Here is a 20,950-nt window from a genome sequence, read left to right on the forward strand (position 1 = left end):
CGACTCATCTCGATGGACAGATCAGTTTCATTGATCCATCAGATCCCGACCGACCTCGGTTCCGGCGGGGTGCTGCAGGTGGGCGGTGACCAGACCGAGCAGCGCCCGGAGCGCGGCGGACGGCTTCCGCTTCCGGAGGGTGGCCATGTAGAGCGACCACTGGAAGGTCTCGCCGACGATCGGGATCGAGCGGATCTTCTCGTCGCCGGCGACGGCATAGCCGGGCAGGATGCCGAGCCCTACACCGTGCCGGACGAACTGGACGCCGTTGTCGATGCCGAGCGCCTCCACCACGACGTGCCGCTCGAGACCCGCCGCCTCGAACTTCTGGTCGATCAGCGTCCGGGTGCCGAAGCCCGGCGGGAAGTCCACGAAGGCCTCGTCGGCGAGGTCGGTCAGCACCACGGACCGGCGCCGTGCCAGCCGGTGACCGACGGGTACGGCGAGCACCTGCGGCACCTTCAGCAGCTCCCACGCGGTCAGCTCCCGCGGCACACTGCCCGCACCGACACCGAGGAAGCCGACGTCGATGTCCCCGTTGCGCAGCCCGACGACCACCCCGGCCGACCCCTCGGGCTCGACCCGCAACTGCAGTTCGACGTTCTGGTACCGCCGCCTGAACTCACCAGCCGCGGCAGGCAGGTCGATCAACCCGAGCCCAGGCAACAGCCCGACCCGCACGCTCCCGCGCATCCCCGCGCCCAGCTCGTCCACCACATCCCGGGCCCCTTGCACCGCATCCATCACGGCCAGCGCCTCGGGTAGCAACGCAGTACCAGCCTCAGTCAGTACGACGCGCTGCGCGTTCCGCTCGAACAGCGTGACCTTGAGGTCCTTCTCCAGCGACGCGATCGCCGCACTGACCGCACTCTGCACCACATGCAGCCGTCGCGCCGCCAGCGTGAAACTCCGCTCATGCGCCACCGCCACGAAGTACTCCAACTGCCGCAACTCCATGCCAGAGGTTAGCCCCGCCCAGCCCACATCGCGTGACCACCGGCTAGTCGGTGAGGGATCTGATTGTCTTGGTGATTTCGTCCGGGGACTCCTCGGCCATGAAGTGGCCGGCGGTGGTGGTGGAGTGGTGGAGGTTGGGGGCCCAGGCGGACCAGAGGGCTGCCGCGTCGAAGCCGAGGGCGGAGCCCCAGTCCTGCTGGATCACCGCGACGGGCATCGTCAGCTTGTTGCCGGCAGCAAGGTCTTCGCGGTCGTGGGTGATGTCGATGCCGGCGCTGGCTCGGTAGTCGGCGACGATCGAGGGGATCGCCTCGCGGGAGGCCTTCAGGTAGGTGGCGCGGATGCCGGCGGGGATCGCGGCCGGGTCCTTGATCCACAGGTCCAGGAAGTAGCCGAAGAAGGCGTCGGGAGCTGAGGCGATCAGTTGCTCGGGGAGGCCGGGCGGCTGGGCCATCAGGTACAGGTGGAAGGCGACGGCCGCGTTGACGCCGTGCATCGCGTCCCACATGTCCAGGGTCGGCAGTACGTCGAGGCAGGCCAGGTGAGTGATCTTGTCCGGGTGGTCGAGCCCGGCCCGGAACGCCACCAGGGCACCGCGGTCATGCCCGACCAACGCAAAGCGCTCATGACCCAGAGCTTTGGCCAGGGCCACGATGTCGGCGCCCATCGTGCGCTTCGAGTACGTCGTACCGTCGGCCTCGACCGGCTTGTCGCTGTCGCCGTACCCGCGCAGATCGGGGCAGATCACGGTGTGATCGGTGGCCAGCGAAGCGGCGACGTGCCGCCAGATCAGGTGGGTCTGCGGGAAGCCGTGCAGGAGCACGATCGGGCTGCCTTGGCCGCCGACGGCCGCGTTGAGTGAGACACCTTCGGCGACCTCGATGCGCTGGTAGCCGAATCCAGGGATAGTCATTTCGTCTGTCACACCCCGAAGCCTGCCGCGCGCCGATGAGCATCCGATGAGCAGCGCTATACGGTGACCGAGTGGTGGCTTTCGGCGTACTCGGACCGGTCACGGCCTGGCGGGACGGTGTGGAGCTCGCACTCAAGGGCCCGCGCCACCGCGCAGTACTCGCCCGCCTGATCATCGCCCGCGGCCGCGTCGTCCCCGTCGACTCGCTGGTCGCCGACCTGTGGACGGTCCCGCCGGACGGCGCCACCAGTGCGGTCCGCACCTTCGTCGCGGCACTGCGACGAGCATTGGAACCCGACCGCCCACCGCGTTCAAAACCCACGCTGCTCATCACCGATGGCCCCGGCTATGCCCTGAAAGCAACAGACGTCGACGCCTGGCGCTTCGAGCAGCTGATGGCCCGGCAGCCAACACTAGAAGAGCTACAAGAAGCACTGGACTGGTGGCGGGGCCCCGCCTACGCGGAGTTCGCCGACGCCCCCTGGGCCCACGCCGAGCGCTCCAAACTCGCCGAGCTCCGGCTGACCGCCATCGAACGCCAAGCCGAAGCCCAACTCGCCTTGGGCCTCGCAGCGGACGCAGTACCGACCCTGGACGCGCATGTGGCCGAGCACCCGTGGCGCGAGGATGCCTGGCGCCTGCTAGCGCTGGCCCTGTACCGCTCCGACCGCCAGGGCGACGCTCTAGCCGTACTACGAAACGCCCGGACCCTCCTGATCCAACAACTCGGCATCGACCCCACCCCAGCCCTCCAGCAACTCGAGACCGACATCCTCAACCAGTCCGAGCACCTGAACCCCCAAGCGGCCGGACAGGTCTGGGCCAAAGCCACTGCCGCCTATGACCGAGCTGTGGCCTCCACCGCACGCGCACGGCTCGAGTCGACCGTCGGACTCCTCCGCAACCTCGCGGTGACCGGCGGAACCGGCCTGGAAGCGGCCCGCGAACACAGACTGGCCGCCATCACAGCGGCCGAGGAACTGGGCGACCCCGAGCTGACAGCCCGGGTCATCGGCCTGTACGACGTACCGGCGATCTGGACGCGTTCCGACGACCAGCAGCAGGCCGATGCGATCGTTGCCGCCTCAGAGCGGGCTCTGACAGCCGCGACCCAGCCGGCAGCCCGAGCCCGTCTCCTGGCGACAGTGGCGATCGAATCGCGCGGCAGCAACAGCACCCGAGCACTAGCCGCAGCGCAGGAAGCAGTAGAACTCGCCAGACAGCTAGAGGACCCGGCCCTGCTCGCCTTCGCCCTCAACGGCCTGTTCATGCAGACCTTCTACCGAGCCGGCCTGGCCCCAGAACGCGACCAGATCGGCGCCGAGCTGATCACCTTGGCCAGTCGCCACGACCTGACCACCTACGAAGTACTGGGCCACCTCATCCGCGTGCAAGCCCGAAGCGCCCTACAGGACTTCGCCACTGCCGACACCCACGCAGCAGCCGCCGATGCCCTAGCCGCAAAGCGAGAGCTGCCGCTAGTAGCCGTCTTCACCACCTTGTACCGAGCCATGCGGGCAGGCGACGAAGCCGCGTACCAGCTGGTCGACGCCTCAAGCATGCCTGGCCTGGTGGCGGACCTGCAGCAGGCGACCCCGCAGACAGAACCACGCAACGACCTCCTGCTAGAGGCCCATTGGTGCCAACTCGCCAAGACAGCCATCGAGCAAGGGGATCAGCCAACCATGCGGCGCGCCCTGGACGTACTGACTCCTGCGGCCGGCCAACTGGCAGCAGGTAGCGGCCTGGTCAACCTCGGCCCCATCGACCAGTACCTGGAAGAGCTCAAGGCCCATGTACAGAACGACAAGCCGACTCCGACCTAGGCACATGGACCTCCAGACGCTGGTACAGGACAAGATCGACAACCTGGTCTCCTCTGGAGCCGATACCGGCATACAGGTGGCGGTCTACCGCAAGGGTGAGCTGCTCGTAGACGCCGTGGCGGGCGTGGCCGACCTCGCGACCGGACGACCGGTCGCCAAGGACACGCTCTTTTACAGCGCCTCGACCGCCAAGGCAGCCACCGCGACGATCGCGAACGTCCTGGTCGACCGCGGTCTGCTCGCCTACGACCAGCCGATCGTCGAGCTGTGGCCGGAGTTCGGTGTACCGGGCGGCGGCAAGGAGAAGGCGACGCTGCGGCACGTGCTCACGCATTCGGTCGGCCTCCCGGCCTTACCGGCGTGGACCACGGTCGAGGACCTGACCGACTGGTCCACCATGACGACTGCGCTCGCCGAGGCCGAACTGTGGTGGGAGCCCGGCGCCAAGACGACCTACCACGCCCTGACCTTCGGCTTCCTGATCGGCGAGCTGATCCGCCGGGCCACCGGCAAACCGATCTCCGAGGTACTCCGCGAGTTCGTCACCGAGCCACTCGGCATCGCCGACGACCTGTACTTCGGAGTCCCGGCGACCGAGTTGCCCCGGGTAGCCAAGCTCGACGGAAGCGAGACGCTGCCGCCTGGCCCGTTCGGCAAGCTGATGCCGGCGGCCGTGATGGCGACCGCCAGGTTCGCCAACCGCGCCGACGTACTGACGGCGGACATCCCCTCGGCCGGCACGCTCACGGCGCGCGGGATCGCGAAGCTGTACGCCGGAATGCTCGGTGAAGTGGATGGAGTGCGACTGTTCAGCCCAGCGCGCACGAAGGAGATCACCAGCCCAGCCCTGACCGGGGTCGACGAACTGATGGGGAATCCAGCGACCTGGACGCTGGGACTGCCGCTCGGCCGCCTCGGATCTTCAGCGACACAGGCTCGGACAACGTTCGGCATGCCGGGGACCGGTGGCAGCGCGGCCTGGGCAGATACCGCCAGCGGTGTGAGCTTCGGGCTGACCAAGAACCGGTTCGACCCGAGCGGGGCCGAGGCCGCCGTGGCGATCGGCAACCTGGTGGCCGGAACTACTGCTGTGTAGTTAGGACTTGCGGACGGACTGCTGGTCCACCCAGACCAAGTGGCCGTGGTGGCTGACCAGCACTTCGCCGCTGCGGTGGGCCAGCGCCTGGCCGGCGATCCATCGACCGCCCAGCTGGACCTGGACTTCTTCCGGCCGCGGGCTGGTGGGGCGCACGGAGGTGGCAACAGGCATGGCACCAGACTTCTGAACAGGGGCGGAGACGGTTTTACGGCGTCGAACAGCAGGGATCGGGTGGTGATGCAGATCGGTCATAGTCGTCCTCGGCAGGGACCGCAGTCGTCGACGCATCCAACGCCGGCTGGCTGCTCAACCAAAGGCCACCTTACAACCGGTCACCACCGCGAACCCAGCGGTATCTCGAACTGTCCGAACACCGGAAACCCGGCGTTCATTCCCAACCAGGTAAGGACTTTTCGAACCGTCCGTCCCTAAATCCGTCCCGCCCCGCCCCGCACGATCGGGTCAGCCGCGGTCCGGGAGTTGCTGCAGCGCCCAGCCGTTGCCGTCGGGGTCGTCGAAGAAGACGAAGCTGCCCCAGGCGAAGTCCTGCACCTCGCTGACCTCGACTCCGCGATCGACCAGCTCGGCCCGCGCGGCGGCGACGTCCGCGACCACCACCTGCAGGCCGCGCACGGACCCCGGCTCGGCCTGCGGCATCCCGGTGCCGATGGCGATCGAGCACGCCGAGCCGGGCGGGGTCAGCTGGACGAACCGCAGTTCGTCGGTGACCTGGTAGTCGTGGTCGGCGTTGAAGCCGATCTTCTCGGTGTAGAACGCCTTGGCCCGGTCCACGTCCGCGACCGGCACCGAGACCAGCTCCAGCTTCCAGTCCATCTGAGTTCCCTCCCACTCGCTGATGAGACTCAGAACGTATCGCGGGTAGCGGTCACCTTCTGGCCGCTACTCGATCGCTTGCTTGCTGTCACGGAGCGTGGGTACCGGGCTGTCATGACCACGCACCCGGAAACCATCCACGAGGACCATCAGGAGCAGCATGTCGGCGCTCTGGTCGCTCAGCTCAGCAACGACGTGAGCCGGCTGGTTCGCGACGAGTTGCAGCTGGCCAAGGCCGAGCTCAAGGACAAGGGCAAGGAGGCCGGGATCGGCATCGGCTTGTTCGGTGGTGCCGGAACGGTCGCCGTGTACGGCGTCGGCGCGCTGGTCGCCGCGGCGATTCTCGGGCTGGCTGCGGCCGTACCGGCCTGGTTGTCGGCGTTGATCGTCGCGCTGGTGCTGTTCGCGGTCGCCGGCGTCGCGGCGTTGCTCGGCAAGCGGCATGTCGGCCACGCCACTCCGCCGCTGCCGGAACACGCCGTCGAAGGCGTGCACGAGGATCTCGAGGCCCTCAAGGGCCACCAGCCGGAAGGAAAGGTCAGCGCATGACCACCACCAAGGACACCAAGATGACCGAGGCCGAAGCCCTCCGGGCCGACCTCGAACTGACCCGCCGGCACCTGGCCGACACGGTCCAGGAACTGACCCGCCAGCTGAACGTCCCCCGCCGCATCAAGGAATCCGCGGCAACCGCCGGCCACCGCGCAGTACAAGCAGCCGGTACCGCCGGTGGGCGCGCCGTGCAGATGGCCGGTACTGCGGGCGAGCGCGCCAAGGACGGCGCCAAGAACCTGCCGACTCGGGCCAAGCAGATGCCCGCGACTGCGCGGGAGCACCCGAAGGCGGCTGCTGCCGTCGGCGGCGCCGTGGCGTTGGGTGTCGGGGCTGCTGCTTGGATCGTGGGGCGGGGCCGGTGAGTAAGGCGGCCAAGATCGCTTACCGGCCGTTCGGGCTGTTGTCGGGGATCGCGGGCGGGCTGGTCGCGGGTGCCGTGTTCAAGCAGGTCTGGCGACGGATCAGCGACGAGGACGACGCACCCGACGCGCTGCAGTCCGAGTACCCGTGGCGCCAGGTCCTGCTCGCCGCCGCACTGCAGGGCGCCCTGTACGCCGTGGTCAAGGCGGCGATCGACCGCGGTGGCGCGAAGGCGTTCGAGCGCTGGACCGGGGAGTGGCCCGGGAACTGAAGGATGTGACCCAGACCTCGATTGAGGACCGGATCGAAGGGCACTGGAAGGTAGCAAGACAACGGTTGCCATCGGCCCCGGCGTTGAGCAGACAGCGCCGGGGCCGTCCCCTGCGTTGTCGGGTAAACAGCCGACACTTTCTTCGTTCTGTGTAAGGGATTCGTGTTCTCCGCGCCGAACCCTCGACGGGTGACGGTCGGTAGCACTAGCGTCGCAGGCTTCTGGCGGTCGAGTGTGTGGAGAAGGTCCGACAGGCATGGACGTCGATTTACGGTTGGTGCGCTACTTCCTGGTGATGTCGGAGGAACTGCACTTCACCGCCGCGGCACGCCGGCTGTACGTCTCTCAACCAGCCCTGAGCAACCAGATCCGCCGGCTCGAGACCCAGCTCGGCGCGCAACTGTTCGACCGCTCGCCCCGCGGCGTGACGCTGACCGCCGCCGGTGACGCGTTCCTCCCGCACGCGCGCGGCGCGCTCGAAGCGATCAGGTCGGGAGTCGCCGACGCGACCGCTGCCGCCCAGCGCGATCAGGTACTCCGGATCGACGTGCTGCACACCAATCTCGCCACCCCGCGCGCCGTGCTCGCCCGGCTGCGCGACCGGCTGCCCTCGTTCCGGCTCGAGATCACCAGCCGCGGCACCCGCGAGCAACAGCAGCGCCTGCTCGCCGGTGAACTCGACCTGGCCCTCTGCGGCTCCACCGCCCGCTGCCCCGACGGAGTCATGCAGCGGATCATCCGCCGCGAGGCCCTCGGGGTCGCCCTCCCCGCACGACACCCACTCGCGGCGGCCGAGTCGGTCGCAGTGCGTGAGCTGACCGACGAACTGCACTACCTCCCCCAGGACGACCTCGCACCGGAGTGGAACGAGTTCGTCCTCGCCTGCTGCCGTACTGCGGGATTCGCCCCGCGCCGCCATCCCGCGACCGGCAGTTCGGCCGCCGAACTGGTCAAGGCCGGCGAGTGCGTCGCGCTCGGTCTCCTGTCGACGCCCTACCCACCCGGTGTAGTCGTCCGGCCACTCGCGGCCGGCGTACCGCCGTACGGCTGGTCACTGCGCTGGCGTGACTCACCCCGCACGCCGGCAGCCGCGCTGGCCGTGTTGCGAAGTCTCGACTGAACGTTGAGGGCAGCCTGCGAGTTCGTGTAATTCGACCCTCGGGTGCATAACTTCGCGATTCATGGGGTAGGAATGACTCACACAGATATTGACCGCGGTCCAGACATGTGCCGCGCCGTGACTCAAAGTCGCGAGGTCAAGAATCATGGTTACCGTACTTGCCGAACCGAAGAAGCACAGCGATCCGAAGCAGCAGCGCGATCTGACCACCCGGGACCTTCTCACCCGGCGCGCGCAGTCCACCGACGAAGCAGTCCGGCAGCTCCTGCTGGACGAAGCGATCGAGTTGAACCTCGGAATCGCCCACAGTATCGCCGGCCGTTTCCGCGGCCGGGGCGTCGAATCCGACGATCTCGACCAGGTCGCGTACCTGGGGCTGGTGAAGGCCGCCCGCAGCTACCGCCCGGACACCGAGACACCGTTCCTCGCCTACGCCGTACCGACCATCCGCGGTGAGGTGAAGCGCTACTTCCGGGACTGTTCCTGGACCGTGCGGATCCCGCGCAGACTGCAGGAACTGCAGGGCTCGATCGCCTCCGTGCGACCGCAGCTGGTGCAGGACCTGCAGCGTGATCCCACCCTGGAGGAGCTCGCCGAGCGAGTCGGCACGACGGTCGCCGAGGTCGAGGCGGCGCTCGCGGCCGACGGCTGCTTCTCCGTACTGTCGCTGGACCGCCCGCTCGACGGGGAGTCCACGGCCAGCCTGGCCGACACGATCGCGGACGAGGAGGACAGCGCGTTCGAGCGGACCGAGGCGGTCGCCATGCTCGAGCCGGTGCTGAACGACCTCAACCCGCGCGAACGCAAGATCCTCGAACTGCGCTTCATCGAGGGTCACACCCAGGCCGACATCGGCGCCGAGATCGGCGTCAGCCAGATGCAGGTCTCCCGCTTGCTGCGCGGCATCCTGGACCGCCTGCGCGAGCAGATCGAGCCACCCGCCGCTGCCGCCGCCTGACCCTCCCGTCAGACCTGGCAGCGCGCTCCCCGCGGTGGTCCGCCGTAAACTTGTCTGCGCGGCGGACCACTAGCGGAGGGTTCATGCCTGTCTTCGTGGTTCAGCAGCATGATGCGCGGCGGATGCACTATGACGTACGCCTGGAAGTGGATGGCGTCCTCAAGTCGTGGGCGGTTCCGCGTGGGCCTTCGCTTGATCCTGTGGTGAAGAGGTTGGCGGTGCCGACCGACGATCACGCGATGGAGTATGCGACGTACGAGGGTGTGCATGAGGGCGCCCGGTATGGAAGCGGCGCGGTGATCGTGTGGGATGCAGGCGACTATCAGAACCAGACGCGGGACAAGGACCGCAAGCTGGTCAAGCCGGCGCTGGCGATCGAGCGCGGGCACTTCCGTTTCGCCTTGCAGGGCGTGAAGTTGACCGGTTCGTGGGCGTTCACGCGGACCGGGCGTGACGGCGACTGGCTGCTGGTGAAGGTCCGCGACGAGGCCGCTGATCCTTCGCTGGATCTGACGGTGGCCGAGCCGCGGTCGATCCTGAGTGGGCTGACCATCGAGGAGATGGCGGCTACCGCAGGCTCAGCCTGATCACCGCGGTGATGATGATGCCGCCGGCAACAGCCAGCAGCATCGGCACCTTGGCCAGGCACAGTCCGCCGGCAGTCGCCGTACCGACGATCTTCGTCCAGTCCAGGGCCTGCCAGTGCTCGCCGCCCAGCTCGGTGACGATCAGGCCGGCCAGCAGGACCGGAGCGGTCAGCGCGGTCATTCTGATCACGCTCGGTGGGAGTTTGTGGTGGCCGATGACGAGCGGTGCGCTGGCCTTCATCAGCCAGCTTATCACGGTCACCGCGAGGACGGACAGCCAGAGCTTCATGCGAGATCGCCTTCCTTCTGCGGCAGTACGCCGAGGAGTGCTGCCGCGATCGCGCCGAGCAGGGCGTAGCTCGGGGTAGTGACGAAGAGCAGTCCCGCGGCGATCGTGGCGCCGAGCAGGGCTGCTGTCAGGGCTCGTTTGGAGCGGCGCAGTTCGTCGAGGGCGAGGATCAGGAAGAACGCCGGGAAGGCGACATCGAGCCCGAGCTGGTGCATCAGGTCGAGTGACGGCGAGGTCAACGCGCCGACCGCCGTACCGGAACTCCACAGCAGCCACTGCGGGACGCTCGCACCGATCAGCCGGACGACGTCATAGCCGCCGTTGTTGCGATGGGCAACCACAAACGACGCGTCGCACAAAGCCTGCGCCTGGATCGCCCGGCTGATCCGGCCGCCCTCCAGGCTGTTGTTGAGCGCGACGCTCATCACCAGGTACCGCGCGTTGATCAACACCGCCGAGATCACTGCCGCGACCGCCGACCCGCCGGCCAGCGTCGTCAGCAGGGTGAACTGAGCCGACCCCGAGAACGCGAACATCGAGAACAACACCGGCAACCCGAAGCCCCAGCCCCGCGCAGTCGCCTCCGCCCCGAAACTCAACGCCAGCACGAACGCAGCCGCGCCTGGTCCCACCCCCATCCGCATCCCCGCAACAAACTCCCGCCTTCGCGTCAGGCTCTTCATGACGGACTCCCAGTACCTGGGTGAAGCCGCTGGTAGTGCCTCTTCGCCCGGGCGCGATTCCCGCAGTCCCCCGAACTGCACCACCGCCGAGACCCGTTCTTGCTCCGATCCAGGAAGAGCCACCCACACCCCGAGTCCTGGCACTCCCGCAACCGCCCCAGATCCTCCCGCTCCACCAACCGCCCAGCCGCCAGCACCAACTCATCCACCAGCCCAGCCCCCCGCCAATCCAACGGCCGCACGCCGCTGGGCGTGGCCCGCTCGATGGCCCCCGCCAGCAATCGCTGCAGTTCCCCCAAATCCGCCGCCTCCATCCCGCGCGCCACCGGAAGCACAGCGCCGTAGACCACCTCGCGCACCGCAGCAACGCGCTCGAGCAACCCTCCGGCCGCCTCCGCCCCGGCGCTCTCCGGCGCCGCTCCCTCCCCGCCCCCGCTCGGCAGGTCGGCGAAGCCGACCGCTGCGCACCAGGTGGCCAGTGCTTCTGGGGTTGCGATTCGGTCGATCGTGCGGCTGGGGTCCAAGCGCCAGGAGATGGTGTTGAGCAGGTCGAGGGCTCCGTGGCCGCCGATGAGTTCGGGCTGGTAGGTCATGCAAGATCACCTCACCTAACAAGCTAAATGAGTTTTGATTGTTAGGCAACGCGTGGCCGGTTTCGGACGCGACGGTCACGGCTCACGGGGTTGACCGGCGCGGAGGGTGATCACAGAATCGTGCACACTTCTGACTCCTTTGCCGCCCGGAGGACAGCAATGCGCACAATCGCAGGTATCGCCGCTGGGGTGCTGATTGCCGCACTGGTCCCCTTGCCCGCCCACGCCGCACCCCCACCGGTGTGGACCCACAGCGCCGCCGACCGGCTGTTCGCCGGTACGACGAGACCCGCCGGCGCTCCGACCGCGATCGACCTCTACGCAGCCCGCAACGAGACCGAGGCGGCGCAGATCGCAGTACGGCCGACTGCTGCGATCACCGGAGTATCAGTCGCGCCGAGCGCACTGACCGGCCCCGGCGGAGCGACCATCGCCGCAAGCGAGATCACCGTCCGGCGCGAGTACCTGCACCCCAACGTCATCCTGCTAGGCGATGCCGAAGTGGAAGCAGCGCCAGGTGGCGGTACGGCGTACTACGACGCGCTCGTCGAAAACACCCCGCGCGCTCTGGCCGCCAACCTCACCCAGCCGTACCACTACAGCGTCCACGTCCCCACCAATCAGCCACCCGGCGTCTACACCGGCACAGCCACCGTCCAGAGCAGTGCGGGCAACGTCGCAGTACCGGTCCGGCTGACCGTCTACCCGACGACCATCCCACCGACCAACCAGTCCACCTTCAAGCTCAACAACTGGACCACCTCGGCCGGCTGGGACTACGACGGCACGATCAAGTCGATCCCGATCCAGTACGGCGTCCAGATGTACGACGCCAACTGGTGGAAGGTGATCGAGGCGATGGCCCGCAACCACGCCAAGCATCGCAACAACGTGGTCTTCGCCGACTTCCAGGCGCTGCTCATTCCCGACACCGTCATCGATGCTGCAGGCAACTACACGTTCGGGTGGGGCACCTTCGACCGTTTCATCCAGACGTACGCCGACGCAGGCGCGCTGCAGTGGATCCACACACCCCACCTGCTCAACGGCGGTACCAGCCCGACCCTGGAGATGCTCAAGCGCGGCCCCGACGGCAAGACCCAGATGGTCGCCGTCGCCACCAACACCGCGGAGTCGAACGCCTATCTGGACAAGGTGTTCCCGGCGCTCAAGCAGCACCTCGACGCCAAGGGCTGGACCGACAAGTTCTACATGAGCGCCAACGACGAGTCGAGCCACCCGCAGGAGATCACCGCGGCCAACTGGCTCTACGCGAAGTACCGGCAGTCGTTCCCGAACCCGAAACTCAACGAGGCCGAGCTCGCCATCAACAACCCGCCCGCGACGGTCACGTCTAACACCCCGATCCTCAATCTGTACGAGGACAACGTCGGCTACTTCCAGACCAAGCGGCTGAACGGCAACGAGCTCTGGCTCTACAACTGCATCGGCCCGCGCGGCCCGTACCTCAACCGTTTCATCGGCTCGCACCTCGACAAGACCCGCCTCACCCCGCTGCTCGCCTGGAAGGCCAACGCGGTCGGCTACCTGCACTGGGGCTGGAACTACTGGTTCCAGAACGTCGGCGGTCCGTACGTCCAGTTCGACACCTTCGACGGCCCGCAGACCGGTGACAACTTCCTGGTACGCCCGAATCGAACGGCCTACGACCTGTACGACAGCGTCCGCAGCGAGACGCAACTCGACGGAGTCGAGGACTACGAGCTCTTCACCAAGCTCGCCGCGACCAAGCCGGTACTGGCCAAGGCCCTCGCCAACTCCCTCATCACCAACTCCTACACGATCGACCACTCCGGTACTGCGATCGACGACGTCCACCGCCAAGTCCTCGACGCCCTCGCCAGCGGCGGCCCCGACCAGACCTTCCCGTACTCCGACGACTTCACCGCCGGCGCCTCTGCGTGGCAAGCAGGCAAGGGCACCTGGACATCGACGAGCGGCGTACTCAGCCAGACCGACACCTCCCGCTGGGACTTCGTCAGCGGACTCGAGGGCCGCGCGTACGCCGACCTGACCGCGAGCGTCGACCTGAAGATCACCGGCGTGAACAGCAACGACGGCAACAACAACTGGGCCGGCCTCGTCGTCCGCAACCTCAACACCACCGACTTCGAGAGCGGCTACCTGGTCGCCCAGCGCAACAACGGCGAGGTGTTCGTCTATCGCAGCGGCACCAACCTCGCACATGCCCAAGCAACCGGCTACGCACCCGGCCAGTTCAATCGCCTTCGAGTGGTTGCGCGCGGCAACACGATCGCCGTCTACGCCGGATCGGGACAAGCACCTGTACTGACCGTCACCGACAACGCGTTCAGCGCCGGTGGCGTCGGACTGGCCAGCGGTGGCGTCAGCGTGCAGTTCGACAACGTCCGGCTCAACCCGGAGACCAACCCGGCGGAGGCCCGGCCGGTCACCGTCAGCTCGACGTACGACGGCGATGACTGGAACCCACGGGCGGCGGTGGACGGACGGCGTACCTCGGTGACCGGCTCGATGGGCTGGACGAGCGCCGCGGCAGCATCAGCGACCGACGCGCAATCCATCCAGCTCGACCTCGGCTCGGCCAAGCCCGTGAGCCGAGTGGATCTCTACCCGCGCAGCGACGGCGCCAACGCGGGGACCGGATTCCCGATCGACTTCACCGTGCAGGTCTCGGCCGATGGCTCTTCCTGGTCGACGGTGGCCACCAAGACCAACTACCCGAAGCCGACAGCGACCGCCCAGACCCTCCCCTTCGCGACCCAGAACGTCCGCTACGTCAAGGTTGTCGGCAACAAGCTCAGCCAGGACAACTTCGGCACCTACCGCCTGCAGTTCGCGGAAGTAGAAGTTGCTGGCGGCAACCTCGCGGCGGGACGGGCGGTCAGCTCGTCGACCTCGTCGGAGTTCACCGCCGAGGGCTGGTTGCGTTCCAACCTCACCGACGGCTCCCGCCAATCCAGGCTGTGGAACTCAATGGGCTGGACCAGCGCGTCCGTCGCCGCCGGCAGCCCGCAGTACGCGAGAGTCGACCTCGGCGGCCCCAGCCTGATCAGCCGCGTCGACCTGTACGCCCGTTCCGATGGCGCCAACACGGGGAACGGGTTCCCGATCGACTTCACCGTCGAGACCTCCCTCGACGGCACGACCTGGACCCCGGTGGCCACGGTCAACGACCTGCCGCAGCCCGGCTCCGGCGTACAGGCCTACACGTTCCCCGCGACCACTGCGAGGTATGTGCAGGTACGCGGGACCGAGCTGCGCCCGGACGGAGAGAGCGGCTACCGGATGCAGCTGTCCGAGCTGGAGGTCAGGTGACTCACCAGCCGTCGATGTGCAGTACTTCCTCGACAGGCTGGCGTGGAGCCGGCTTGAAGGTGTCGCCGGTGTAGTACGCGGTCGGGAGCAGCACGGACTGCCGGATGTCCTCCGGTAGTCCGAGCAGCTCCGAGATCTCCTGCTCATAGGTCATGTGCAGCGTGGTCCACGCCGTACCGAGGCCGCGGGCACGAGCAGCGAGGCAGTACTGCCAAGCGGCCGGCAGGATCGAGCCCCAGATGCCGGCCTGGTTACCCGCACCCAGCGACTTCACCTGCAGGCAGGGGATGACCAGGACAGGCACCTGGCCCATCTTCTCGCCCAGGTAGGCGACACTCGACCCGACTCGTTGCTGCACAGGCGCCCTGTCCGGGTCGTCGGCGTGCAGGCGGCCGGCCGCACCCGGGGACTCCAGGTACGACTCGACGGAACGCCGGTAGTACTCCCCGATCGCTGCCCGCTTGTCCGCATCGGTGATCACCAGCCAGTGCCACGTCTGCCGGTTGCTCCCGGACGGTGCCTGGAGCGCAATCTCGATGCACTCGCGGATCAGCTCCATCGGCACCGCCCGCTCGAGGTCGAGCCGCTTGCGGACGGTCCGGGTGGTGGTGAGCAGTTCGTCTGGGGTCAGGTCGAGTGTTGTCACCGCATCAGTTTGTCAGCACACGTAAGTGCTGTTGGGGTGGACCTTCTCGCAGTAGCGGATGTGGAGGTGGTTGTCGTGGGCGGGCCAGTTGGCGGTCAGGCCATCGTTGATGAGGGTCGGGTCGTTGAACCAGATGAACTTCACGTGCCCGGGAGCCGCCGCCCGGACGGCTTGGACGAGTTGGCGGGTCGCGGCGCGGTCGTACGTCGTTGACTGCCAGGTGATCCGTCCGGCGGTGCACTGCGCGTTGTCGGTACGGATCGGCCAGATGTCGATGTCCATGCCGTTGTCGTGGCTCGCGTGGCCGGGGATGTCGCCGCCGTGCTCGAAGCCGGCGTCGCCGTACCCGACCTTGCCCTGGTTGGTGCTCGCGAAGGAGCGGGTCGCCGCCTCCAGTTGGGCGACAGCGGCCGCGGCGGCCCAGTTGGCGGCCGTGCCGTTGCCGTCGGGGTCCTGGTCGCAGAGGTTGGCGGTGAAGTCGGGGTAGTCGTAGTGCCAGGTGAGGTTGCGCCAGGTGATCGGGCCGACGATGCCGTCAGCGCCGATCCCGGCGTGCGACTGGAACGCGACGACGGCGTCGCGGACCGCAGTACTGAAGACTCCGTCGACGGCGAGGCTGAGCCGGCGTTTGGCGTTCAGCTCGACCTGGAGCGCCTTCACGGCCGCGTTGTTGTCGCCGAGCCGGATCGTGGGCACCAGCGCACCCCAGGTCTGCGGGCCGACGATGCCGTCGGAGCCGAGGCCCTTGGCGCTCTGGAAGGCCTTGGCAGCGGTCACGGTGGTCGCGCCGAAGACGCCGTCGGCAGTCACCGACTGACCGTTGTGCTGCAGCAGGTACTGGATCGCCTGCACGTCGGCGCCGCGGTTGCCGGAGTTCTGGGTCGGGAAGAACGCGTTCGCATACGCCTGGGCGCTGCCGGGGATCCCGCCGATCAGCAGGATCACGGCGAGCAGAGCTAGACCTGTTCTTTTGAGCGAGGGCACGGTGGTCTCCATTCGGGGCGGTCGAGTCCGTGAATCAGTAACCTCTGCTGGCCACTTTCGGACACAATTTTCCACACCGCAAGAGGTCGGGGTGCTCCAGTCCCGCCTGCGACCGGAGCTACCCGGCGGACCGCCCATGCACGCACAACCCCCGCCACTCACCCCGACACACCAGGGGCAACCGCTTGCCAGCCGAGTTAGGCATGCACGGAGGACCAACCGTTGCTGCTAGCAACCAAACCGGCCTGCCGGTTCTCTCCGCCCGTACGACCCAAGCGGTCCGGCCCTCTACTCGAACGGGGCCGGGTCTCCTGCGCCGACCCGGACGACCTCGGGGGTGTCCTCGGAGAAGTCGACCACCGTGGTGGGCTCGGTGCCGCAGTCGCCGGAGTCGATGACCGCGTCGATCTGGTGGTCCAGGAGTTCCTTGATCTCCCAGCCCTGGGTCATCGGCTCCTCCTGGTCGGGCAGCAGCAGGGTGCTCGACAGGAGCGGCTCGCCGAGCTCCTCCAGCAGCGCCTGCGTCACCACGTGGTCGGGGATCCGGACACCGACCGTCTTCTTCTTCGGGTGCAGCAGCCGGCGCGGGACCTCTTTGGTGGCCGGCAGGATGAAGGTGTAGCTGCCCGGGGTCGCCGCCTTGATCGAGCGGAAGACCGCGTTGCTGATGTGCACGAACTGGCCGAGCTGGGCGAAGTCCTGGCAGACCAGGGTGAAGTGGTGCCGGTCGTCCAGGTGCCGGATGGTCCGGATCCGGTCGAGGCCGTCCTTGTTGCCGAGCTGGCAGCCGAGCGCGAAACAGGAGTCAGTCGGGTAGGCGATCAACCCGTCGTTGCGGATCAGGTCCACCACCTGACCGATCGCTCGCTTCTGCGGATTCTCCGGGTGCACATCGAAATACCTCGCCATGTGCCGACCCTAGCGGTACGCCTTCGGCTAGAGCAGAAGGGTCAGGGCCAGCGTCGTCAGGGCGAGGACGGTGGTGAGGATCGGCCGGGCGAACCGGGGCGGGGTGGTCATGACACTGATTCTCCAAGCCGTTCCCTGGCGATGGGAACGGCTTGGAGTCTAGATCAGGGTCGGATCCGGGCGGCCCTCGGTGAGCTACCTGACCAGGACCTTCAGGGCCGCGGCGAAGGCGCTGTCGCGGTGACCGTTGATTTCGGCGGCAGTGAAGACCGGAGTGTGGAGATCCGGTGGGATGCCGGGGCCGTCGAAGGACTTCCAGTCGCGGGTGCGGAACTCCTCGTTCGGCAGGATGTACTCCCAGCCGTTCGGCAGGGTCCGTTGCAGGGTGTCGGAGAAGACGCCCTGGGTGTTCTCGCCGATCCTGACCGGCCGCGGGACGCGGTTGATCATCGCCTGGGTGAAGGTCTCCCCAGCGCTCATCTGCGAGCCACCGGTCAGCATCGCGATCGGTCCGGTGTACTTCGTCCGCCCGGACGGCTGCACGAACAGCGGCTGCGGCGTCGTGAAGGCGGTCGCGTCGACCGGGTTGTTGCGGGCGCGCTTGGCATACGCGAAGAACGGCTTGCCGGTCAGCCGCGATGCCAGATCGAGAGCGAGCTGGTCGGAACCACCGCCATTGATCCGCAGGTCGACGATCAGCCCGCGCAGCTTGGCCGGACCGCTGGTGCGTTGTTTCGTGAGGATCTGGTCCAGCGTGGCGTTCAAGGTGTCCCGCTCGGCGTTGTAGTCGGGCACGTCGCCGTAGCCGAGGAACGCGATCACCCGGAGATAGCCGATCCGGCCGGGCAGGTCGGCGTACCCGATCCGGTCGTTCGCGTACGACGTGTACTTCACGCCCTTCAGCGCGGTCTGCTCGATGTAGGGCCGCAGCTTCGCCTCGAGTTCGAGCGTCGGCAGCGTCGTCCCCGGCCGGGCGCCGGCGTACAGCTTGCCGTCGGGAGTACGGATCGCGGTGTGCGCGTCGCCGAGCGGCTTGATCATGTTGCTCAGCAGGGTGAACAGCGCTTCGTCCGACATGTCCGGCGTGACCAGCGGGCGGCTGGTGGCGCGGACCTTGTTCCAATCGATGCCCTTGGCCTGGAAGAACGGGTAGTTCTCGGCGTACGTCGTCCAGAACTGGTCGAAGACGGCCAGCGGACCGGTCGCCCCGGGGACCGTGCAGAGCTTGGGCAGTTTCGCCAACCTGCGCAGGTGTTTGTCGCCGACGTTGCCCTCGACGTGCAGCACCGCGCGGTCACGCCGGCCTCGCACGGTGAAGGCCTGCTCCTCCTCGGCGGTGAAGCGATCGCCGTTCTGCGTGTACTCGCCCGCGGGCGTGCAACTGATCGAAGTAGTTGAGAACAGCTTGGCTTTTCCGTTGTCAATGGCAACGATCGTGCCGTAGCCGTCCATCTGCCAGACGCCATCGGTCGAAGTCGCCGCACTGGCCGCGAGCGGCGCAGACAGGGGCGCTGAGACGAGTCCGGCGACGATCCCGACGATCGGCAGCAGTTTGAGCTTCATGCAGCCAACTCTTGTCGGTCCGCACGGCCTCAGACAGGGAGCGACCACCCCATCGGGGGTAGACCTAGACCTACTTCGCCAGTCCCAGCGGCGTCGCGCTGACCACGAGGTTCTTCTCGTAGCCGCCCCGCCCGCGGTCGTAGGCACCCGTGCACGTGATCAGCACCAGCCGATGATCACCCGTCTGGTCGAAAGCACCGCTCTTCGTCGCCAGCGCGTCCTTGGGCACCGACGTCACCGAATCCACCCGGTACGACGCACTGTGGCCGTCACCGCGCAGTACGACAGTCTCGCCCGACTTGATCCGCTCGAGCCGCACGAAGAAGCCGATCCCCTCCTTGGCGGAGTCGATATGCCCCGCGATCACCACCGAGCCGAACGGATCACCGGCCTCGGCTCCCCCGTCCCACCAGCCGACCCGCTGCACATGCTCCGGTACTACGAGTTGCCCCGCGACCGTCGACGCCGGCAACACGGTCGCCTTGGCCCCACCGGGCATCATGATCTCGGTCGGTACGAATCGCACCCGCTGGCTGGGCGCCGGCGTACCGACCCGCCCGGGCAGCACGGCTGACGACGGCTCCGGCTGCCCCACCGCCGGAGTACCGCCGCCCGCCGTACCAGGACTCGGGACTGCTTCGTCCACCTGCGCGGCGCACCCCTCCAGGGCCACACAGGTGAACAGCAGCAATCCGAGTATGAGCCGCCTCAGCGACGTACCGCCTTTCTGACCACGACCGTCAGCGCCAGTGCACCCACCAGGATCAGCAGGGGCAGCGTCGAACCCTGGTGCTCCTCGGTGAGGCCGAGCGCTGCCGCCTGTCCACCGGTGCCGGTGTTGACGAGGCCGGGCTTCTCACTCCCGGCGCCGGGCAGCTTCAGCGTCGCGACCGCGACGTTCATCGTCTTCGAGGTCGGTTCGCCGACGGCGAAGACCCGGGTCAGGTAACCGGCCCGGACAGGCAATTTCAACGGACCGAGAACAACCGGCGTGGTAGATCCGGCAGGCACGATCTCGACCGAGTAAGTTCCGGCCGGAACGACTACGTCGAGTGATTCTCCGTTCGCCACGTTGGCAAAAAGCACCTTTCCGTTCACCCGGATGTCAGCCGGCCCGACCGCGGCCGTGTGTGCGACCCGGACCGCGCCTTTGTCCCGCGGTACGGCGGTCAGCTTGTTGACGTAGGTGGTGATCACCGGAGCCGCCGTCGGCGAGGCCGGCCGGTGGATGACGACGTCGAGGTTGCTGTCCGCGGCCACCGTGACCTGCCGCTCGATCACCAGCTTCCCGCCGTCCTTCGCGGTGATCTTCCGCGCCCCGGCGGCGACCGTGAGCGGACCGACCACCTCGGTCGCCTTCACCCCGGTGGCCACCGTCTTGCCGTCCACGGCGATGTCGAGCGTCCGGCCCGGCAGGCCCTGGATCACGTGCAGCACCCCGTTGCCGGCCGCCTGCGCCGGTACCGCGATCAGGGCCCCCAGCCCGAGCACGGTCACCGCCAGCAGCCCGGACAACATCCGGGCAAATTGCGGACCTGTCATTCTCGATAACATCGTCCTGATTTTCCGTCCCCCCGGGATAACTGTTGGAGATTGCCCGGATACGCTGTGTCCCCGCATTTTCCCACCCCTTCGGAAATGCATAAGTATTTGCCTGGCCAGGCTAATTCCGGCGTATCGTATGCGGAAGTCGATCCGGCCACCAGAGGAAGTGGCCGGGTCCATTGGGGGCGATGTCGCATGTCCGCACGAAGCTCGTTGAGGACCTCCGTGCTGGCGGTGGTCGCGCTGACGCTGGGGGTCAGCACGACTGTTGCTTGTTCGGCGCAGGAGCAGGCCGGGAGTCCGGTCGCGCCCAGCCCTGGCCCGTTGGCCAACGGGGGCGGCGCAGCACCGGTCCAGCCGCCACCGACGGCGGAGGGACCGGGTTTGACCGCGCCCGGGATCCACCTGGCCGCGATACCGCGCGGCGATGGCAGTTTCGACATCACCGAGGACGTCGTACTGCGTTCCGAGGTCGCGCTGATCCGGCTGCAGTTGCCGCAGTCCGGCGCGAAGCTGGTCGGGATGATGCGGCCGACCAAGCCGATGGCGACGAGCCTGAAGGTCACCGCCGACGACCAGGCGGTCCCGATGGAGACGACCAAGCTGGCCGCTGCCCGCGACCTGCCGCTGACCGTCGCCGCGACCAAGCTCCGGCTGGTCTATCGACTGTCCGGTTCGACGGTACGAAGCCTGCCGTCCGAGACCGGTCGCGCCTCGGCGGCGATCAGTCCGCTGACGGCCGGCGTCGATCCGACGCTGCCGACCAACTACCAGATCTCCGGCGGCAGTCTGCTCAACGCGGTCTGCCCGGAGATGACCGAAACCCGTTGTGCCGTTGGCGAACCGCCCGGCCTGGGCATCCAGCAGGGCATCCCCGCCGACCAGTCCCTCGCCGTCCTCCAGCTGGACCTGCCGATGCAGCCGTGAGCTAGCTATTTGA

23 protein-coding genes are annotated in these 20,950 nt (G+C 67.7%); 10 read left to right on the forward strand and 13 right to left on the reverse strand.

Features of this window, described 5'->3' with window-relative positions; genetic code table 11:
• Positions 1-27: 27 nt before the first annotated feature.
• On the reverse strand, positions 28-957 hold the full coding sequence (locus AB0M15_RS08485; protein ID WP_363815376.1) for a LysR family transcriptional regulator: 930 nt from the start codon (positions 955-957) through the stop codon (positions 28-30).
• Between the two features lie 43 nt (positions 958-1,000).
• Positions 1,001-1,870, reverse strand: a complete 870-nt coding sequence (locus tag AB0M15_RS08490) for an alpha/beta hydrolase (RefSeq protein ID WP_363815378.1) — start codon at positions 1,868-1,870, stop codon at positions 1,001-1,003.
• A 71-nt stretch (positions 1,871-1,941) separates the two neighbouring features.
• Here AB0M15_RS08490 and AB0M15_RS08495 point away from each other — a divergent pair, with 71 nt between their 5' ends.
• Positions 1,942-3,696, forward strand: coding sequence for a BTAD domain-containing putative transcriptional regulator (locus AB0M15_RS08495; protein WP_363815380.1), 1,755 nt, complete (start codon positions 1,942-1,944; stop codon positions 3,694-3,696).
• Positions 3,697-3,700: 4 nt separating this feature from the next.
• Positions 3,701-4,792: a serine hydrolase domain-containing protein gene (locus AB0M15_RS08500; protein WP_363815382.1), complete on the forward strand. Its 1,092-nt coding sequence runs from the start codon at positions 3,701-3,703 to the stop codon at positions 4,790-4,792.
• Here the strand turns inward: AB0M15_RS08500 and AB0M15_RS08505 are convergent, their stop codons facing one another.
• Both AB0M15_RS08505 and AB0M15_RS08510 read right to left on the reverse strand, forming a co-directional pair.
• Positions 4,793-4,966: a hypothetical protein gene (locus AB0M15_RS08505; protein ID WP_363815384.1), complete on the reverse strand. Its 174-nt coding sequence runs from the start codon at positions 4,964-4,966 to the stop codon at positions 4,793-4,795.
• Between the two features lie 291 nt (positions 4,967-5,257).
• Positions 5,258-5,629, reverse strand: a complete 372-nt coding sequence (locus tag AB0M15_RS08510; RefSeq protein ID WP_363815386.1) for a VOC family protein — start codon at positions 5,627-5,629, stop codon at positions 5,258-5,260.
• A 114-nt stretch (positions 5,630-5,743) separates the two neighbouring features.
• Here AB0M15_RS08510 and AB0M15_RS08515 point away from each other — a divergent pair, with 114 nt between their 5' ends.
• From AB0M15_RS08515 to AB0M15_RS08540, 6 genes are all read left to right on the forward strand, one after another.
• Positions 5,744-6,178: a phage holin family protein gene (locus tag AB0M15_RS08515; RefSeq protein WP_363815388.1), complete on the forward strand. Its 435-nt coding sequence runs from the start codon at positions 5,744-5,746 to the stop codon at positions 6,176-6,178.
• Entirely contained in the window at positions 6,175-6,546 is a 372-nt protein-coding gene (locus tag AB0M15_RS08520; protein ID WP_363815390.1) for a DUF3618 domain-containing protein, read from the forward strand. The genes AB0M15_RS08515 and AB0M15_RS08520 overlap by 4 nt, the downstream gene beginning before the upstream one ends.
• Entirely contained in the window at positions 6,543-6,815 is a 273-nt protein-coding gene (locus AB0M15_RS08525; RefSeq protein WP_363815392.1) for a DUF4235 domain-containing protein, read from the forward strand. Before AB0M15_RS08520 ends, AB0M15_RS08525 begins: the two co-directional genes overlap by 4 nt.
• A 256-nt stretch (positions 6,816-7,071) precedes the next feature.
• Complete coding sequence (locus AB0M15_RS08530) at positions 7,072-7,935, forward strand: LysR family transcriptional regulator (protein ID WP_363815394.1); 864 nt, start codon at positions 7,072-7,074, stop codon at positions 7,933-7,935.
• A 145-nt stretch (positions 7,936-8,080) separates the two neighbouring features.
• Positions 8,081-8,893 (forward strand): SigB/SigF/SigG family RNA polymerase sigma factor, encoded by an 813-nt coding sequence (locus AB0M15_RS08535; RefSeq protein WP_363815396.1) that lies wholly within the window; start codon positions 8,081-8,083, stop codon positions 8,891-8,893.
• Between the two features lie 83 nt (positions 8,894-8,976).
• Positions 8,977-9,480 carry a DNA polymerase ligase N-terminal domain-containing protein gene (locus tag AB0M15_RS08540; RefSeq protein WP_363815398.1) on the forward strand — a complete coding sequence of 168 codons (504 nt, stop codon included), beginning with the start codon at positions 8,977-8,979 and terminating at the stop codon, positions 9,478-9,480.
• Here AB0M15_RS08540 and AB0M15_RS08545 read toward each other — a convergent pair.
• Genes AB0M15_RS08545 through AB0M15_RS08555 form a run of 3 tightly spaced genes read right to left on the reverse strand, consistent with a single transcriptional unit; the run spans position 9,461 to position 11,045 of the window.
• Complete coding sequence (locus tag AB0M15_RS08545) at positions 9,461-9,769, reverse strand: AzlD domain-containing protein (RefSeq protein ID WP_363815400.1); 309 nt, start codon at positions 9,767-9,769, stop codon at positions 9,461-9,463. The two genes, AB0M15_RS08540 and AB0M15_RS08545, sit on opposite strands and share 20 nt — an antisense overlap.
• Positions 9,766-10,452 carry an AzlC family ABC transporter permease gene (locus AB0M15_RS08550; protein WP_363815402.1) on the reverse strand — a complete coding sequence of 229 codons (687 nt, stop codon included), beginning with the start codon at positions 10,450-10,452 and terminating at the stop codon, positions 9,766-9,768. The genes AB0M15_RS08545 and AB0M15_RS08550 overlap by 4 nt, the downstream gene beginning before the upstream one ends.
• The gene (locus tag AB0M15_RS08555) at positions 10,449-11,045 is read right to left on the reverse strand and encodes a CGNR zinc finger domain-containing protein (protein WP_363815404.1); all 597 of its coding nucleotides are present in this window, start codon (positions 11,043-11,045) and stop codon (positions 10,449-10,451) included. The genes AB0M15_RS08550 and AB0M15_RS08555 overlap by 4 nt, the downstream gene beginning before the upstream one ends.
• A 159-nt stretch (positions 11,046-11,204) precedes the next feature.
• Here AB0M15_RS08555 and AB0M15_RS08560 point away from each other — a divergent pair, with 159 nt between their 5' ends.
• Positions 11,205-14,363: a glycoside hydrolase domain-containing protein gene (locus AB0M15_RS08560; protein WP_363815406.1), complete on the forward strand. Its 3,159-nt coding sequence runs from the start codon at positions 11,205-11,207 to the stop codon at positions 14,361-14,363.
• Position 14,364: 1 nt separating this feature from the next.
• On the opposite strand, the gene AB0M15_RS08565 is transcribed toward AB0M15_RS08560, so the two are convergent.
• From AB0M15_RS08565 to AB0M15_RS08590, 6 genes are all read right to left on the reverse strand, one after another.
• Positions 14,365-15,009: a nitroreductase family protein gene (locus AB0M15_RS08565; RefSeq protein ID WP_363815408.1), complete on the reverse strand. Its 645-nt coding sequence runs from the start codon at positions 15,007-15,009 to the stop codon at positions 14,365-14,367.
• A gap of 12 nt (positions 15,010-15,021) precedes the next feature.
• The gene (locus AB0M15_RS08570; RefSeq protein WP_363815410.1) at positions 15,022-15,993 is read right to left on the reverse strand and encodes a penicillin-insensitive murein endopeptidase; all 972 of its coding nucleotides are present in this window, start codon (positions 15,991-15,993) and stop codon (positions 15,022-15,024) included.
• A 288-nt stretch (positions 15,994-16,281) separates the two neighbouring features.
• Positions 16,282-16,902: an L-threonylcarbamoyladenylate synthase gene (locus tag AB0M15_RS08575; RefSeq protein ID WP_363815412.1), complete on the reverse strand. Its 621-nt coding sequence runs from the start codon at positions 16,900-16,902 to the stop codon at positions 16,282-16,284.
• A 195-nt stretch (positions 16,903-17,097) separates the two neighbouring features.
• Positions 17,098-18,465, reverse strand: coding sequence for a S41 family peptidase (locus tag AB0M15_RS08580; RefSeq protein WP_363815414.1), 1,368 nt, complete (start codon positions 18,463-18,465; stop codon positions 17,098-17,100).
• 70 nt (positions 18,466-18,535) lie between these two features.
• Entirely contained in the window at positions 18,536-19,111 is a 576-nt protein-coding gene (locus AB0M15_RS08585) for a class F sortase (RefSeq protein WP_363815416.1), read from the reverse strand.
• A 62-nt stretch (positions 19,112-19,173) separates the two neighbouring features.
• Positions 19,174-20,007 carry a DUF4397 domain-containing protein gene (locus AB0M15_RS08590; protein WP_363815417.1) on the reverse strand — a complete coding sequence of 278 codons (834 nt, stop codon included), beginning with the start codon at positions 20,005-20,007 and terminating at the stop codon, positions 19,174-19,176.
• A 198-nt stretch (positions 20,008-20,205) separates the two neighbouring features.
• Between AB0M15_RS08590 and AB0M15_RS08595 the strand changes: the two genes are divergently transcribed.
• On the forward strand, positions 20,206-20,937 hold the full coding sequence (locus AB0M15_RS08595) for a hypothetical protein (protein ID WP_363815419.1): 732 nt from the start codon (positions 20,206-20,208) through the stop codon (positions 20,935-20,937).
• Positions 20,938-20,950 lie beyond the last annotated feature (13 nt).

Source organism: Kribbella sp. NPDC051718, from assembly GCF_040681515.1.
In the GTDB taxonomy this organism is placed as follows: Bacteria; Actinomycetota; Actinomycetes; order Propionibacteriales; family Kribbellaceae; genus Kribbella.

Coding starts and splice junctions, on each gene's coding strand:
- AB0M15_RS08560 (WP_363815406.1), top strand. CDS start 11,205: ATGCGCACAATCGCAGGTATCGCCGCTGGGGTGCTGATTGCCGCACTG.
- AB0M15_RS08540 (WP_363815398.1), top strand. CDS start 8,977: ATGCCTGTCTTCGTGGTTCAGCAGCATGATGCGCGGCGGATGCACTAT.
- AB0M15_RS08575 (WP_363815412.1), bottom strand. CDS start 16,902: ATGGCGAGGTATTTCGATGTGCACCCGGAGAATCCGCAGAAGCGAGCG.
- AB0M15_RS08590 (WP_363815417.1), bottom strand. CDS start 20,007: ATGACAGGTCCGCAATTTGCCCGGATGTTGTCCGGGCTGCTGGCGGTG.
- AB0M15_RS08515 (WP_363815388.1), top strand. CDS start 5,744: ATGACCACGCACCCGGAAACCATCCACGAGGACCATCAGGAGCAGCAT.
- AB0M15_RS08510 (WP_363815386.1), bottom strand. CDS start 5,629: ATGGACTGGAAGCTGGAGCTGGTCTCGGTGCCGGTCGCGGACGTGGAC.
- AB0M15_RS08505 (WP_363815384.1), bottom strand. CDS start 4,966: ATGCCTGTTGCCACCTCCGTGCGCCCCACCAGCCCGCGGCCGGAAGAA.
- AB0M15_RS08580 (WP_363815414.1), bottom strand. CDS start 18,465: ATGAAGCTCAAACTGCTGCCGATCGTCGGGATCGTCGCCGGACTCGTC.
- AB0M15_RS08545 (WP_363815400.1), bottom strand. CDS start 9,769: ATGAAGCTCTGGCTGTCCGTCCTCGCGGTGACCGTGATAAGCTGGCTG.
- AB0M15_RS08490 (WP_363815378.1), bottom strand. CDS start 1,870: ATGACTATCCCTGGATTCGGCTACCAGCGCATCGAGGTCGCCGAAGGT.
- AB0M15_RS08595 (WP_363815419.1), top strand. CDS start 20,206: ATGTCCGCACGAAGCTCGTTGAGGACCTCCGTGCTGGCGGTGGTCGCG.
- AB0M15_RS08550 (WP_363815402.1), bottom strand. CDS start 10,452: ATGAAGAGCCTGACGCGAAGGCGGGAGTTTGTTGCGGGGATGCGGATG.
- AB0M15_RS08535 (WP_363815396.1), top strand. CDS start 8,081: ATGGTTACCGTACTTGCCGAACCGAAGAAGCACAGCGATCCGAAGCAG.
- AB0M15_RS08555 (WP_363815404.1), bottom strand. CDS start 11,045: ATGACCTACCAGCCCGAACTCATCGGCGGCCACGGAGCCCTCGACCTG.
- AB0M15_RS08520 (WP_363815390.1), top strand. CDS start 6,175: ATGACCACCACCAAGGACACCAAGATGACCGAGGCCGAAGCCCTCCGG.
- AB0M15_RS08500 (WP_363815382.1), top strand. CDS start 3,701: ATGGACCTCCAGACGCTGGTACAGGACAAGATCGACAACCTGGTCTCC.
- AB0M15_RS08530 (WP_363815394.1), top strand. CDS start 7,072: ATGGACGTCGATTTACGGTTGGTGCGCTACTTCCTGGTGATGTCGGAG.
- AB0M15_RS08485 (WP_363815376.1), bottom strand. CDS start 957: ATGGAGTTGCGGCAGTTGGAGTACTTCGTGGCGGTGGCGCATGAGCGG.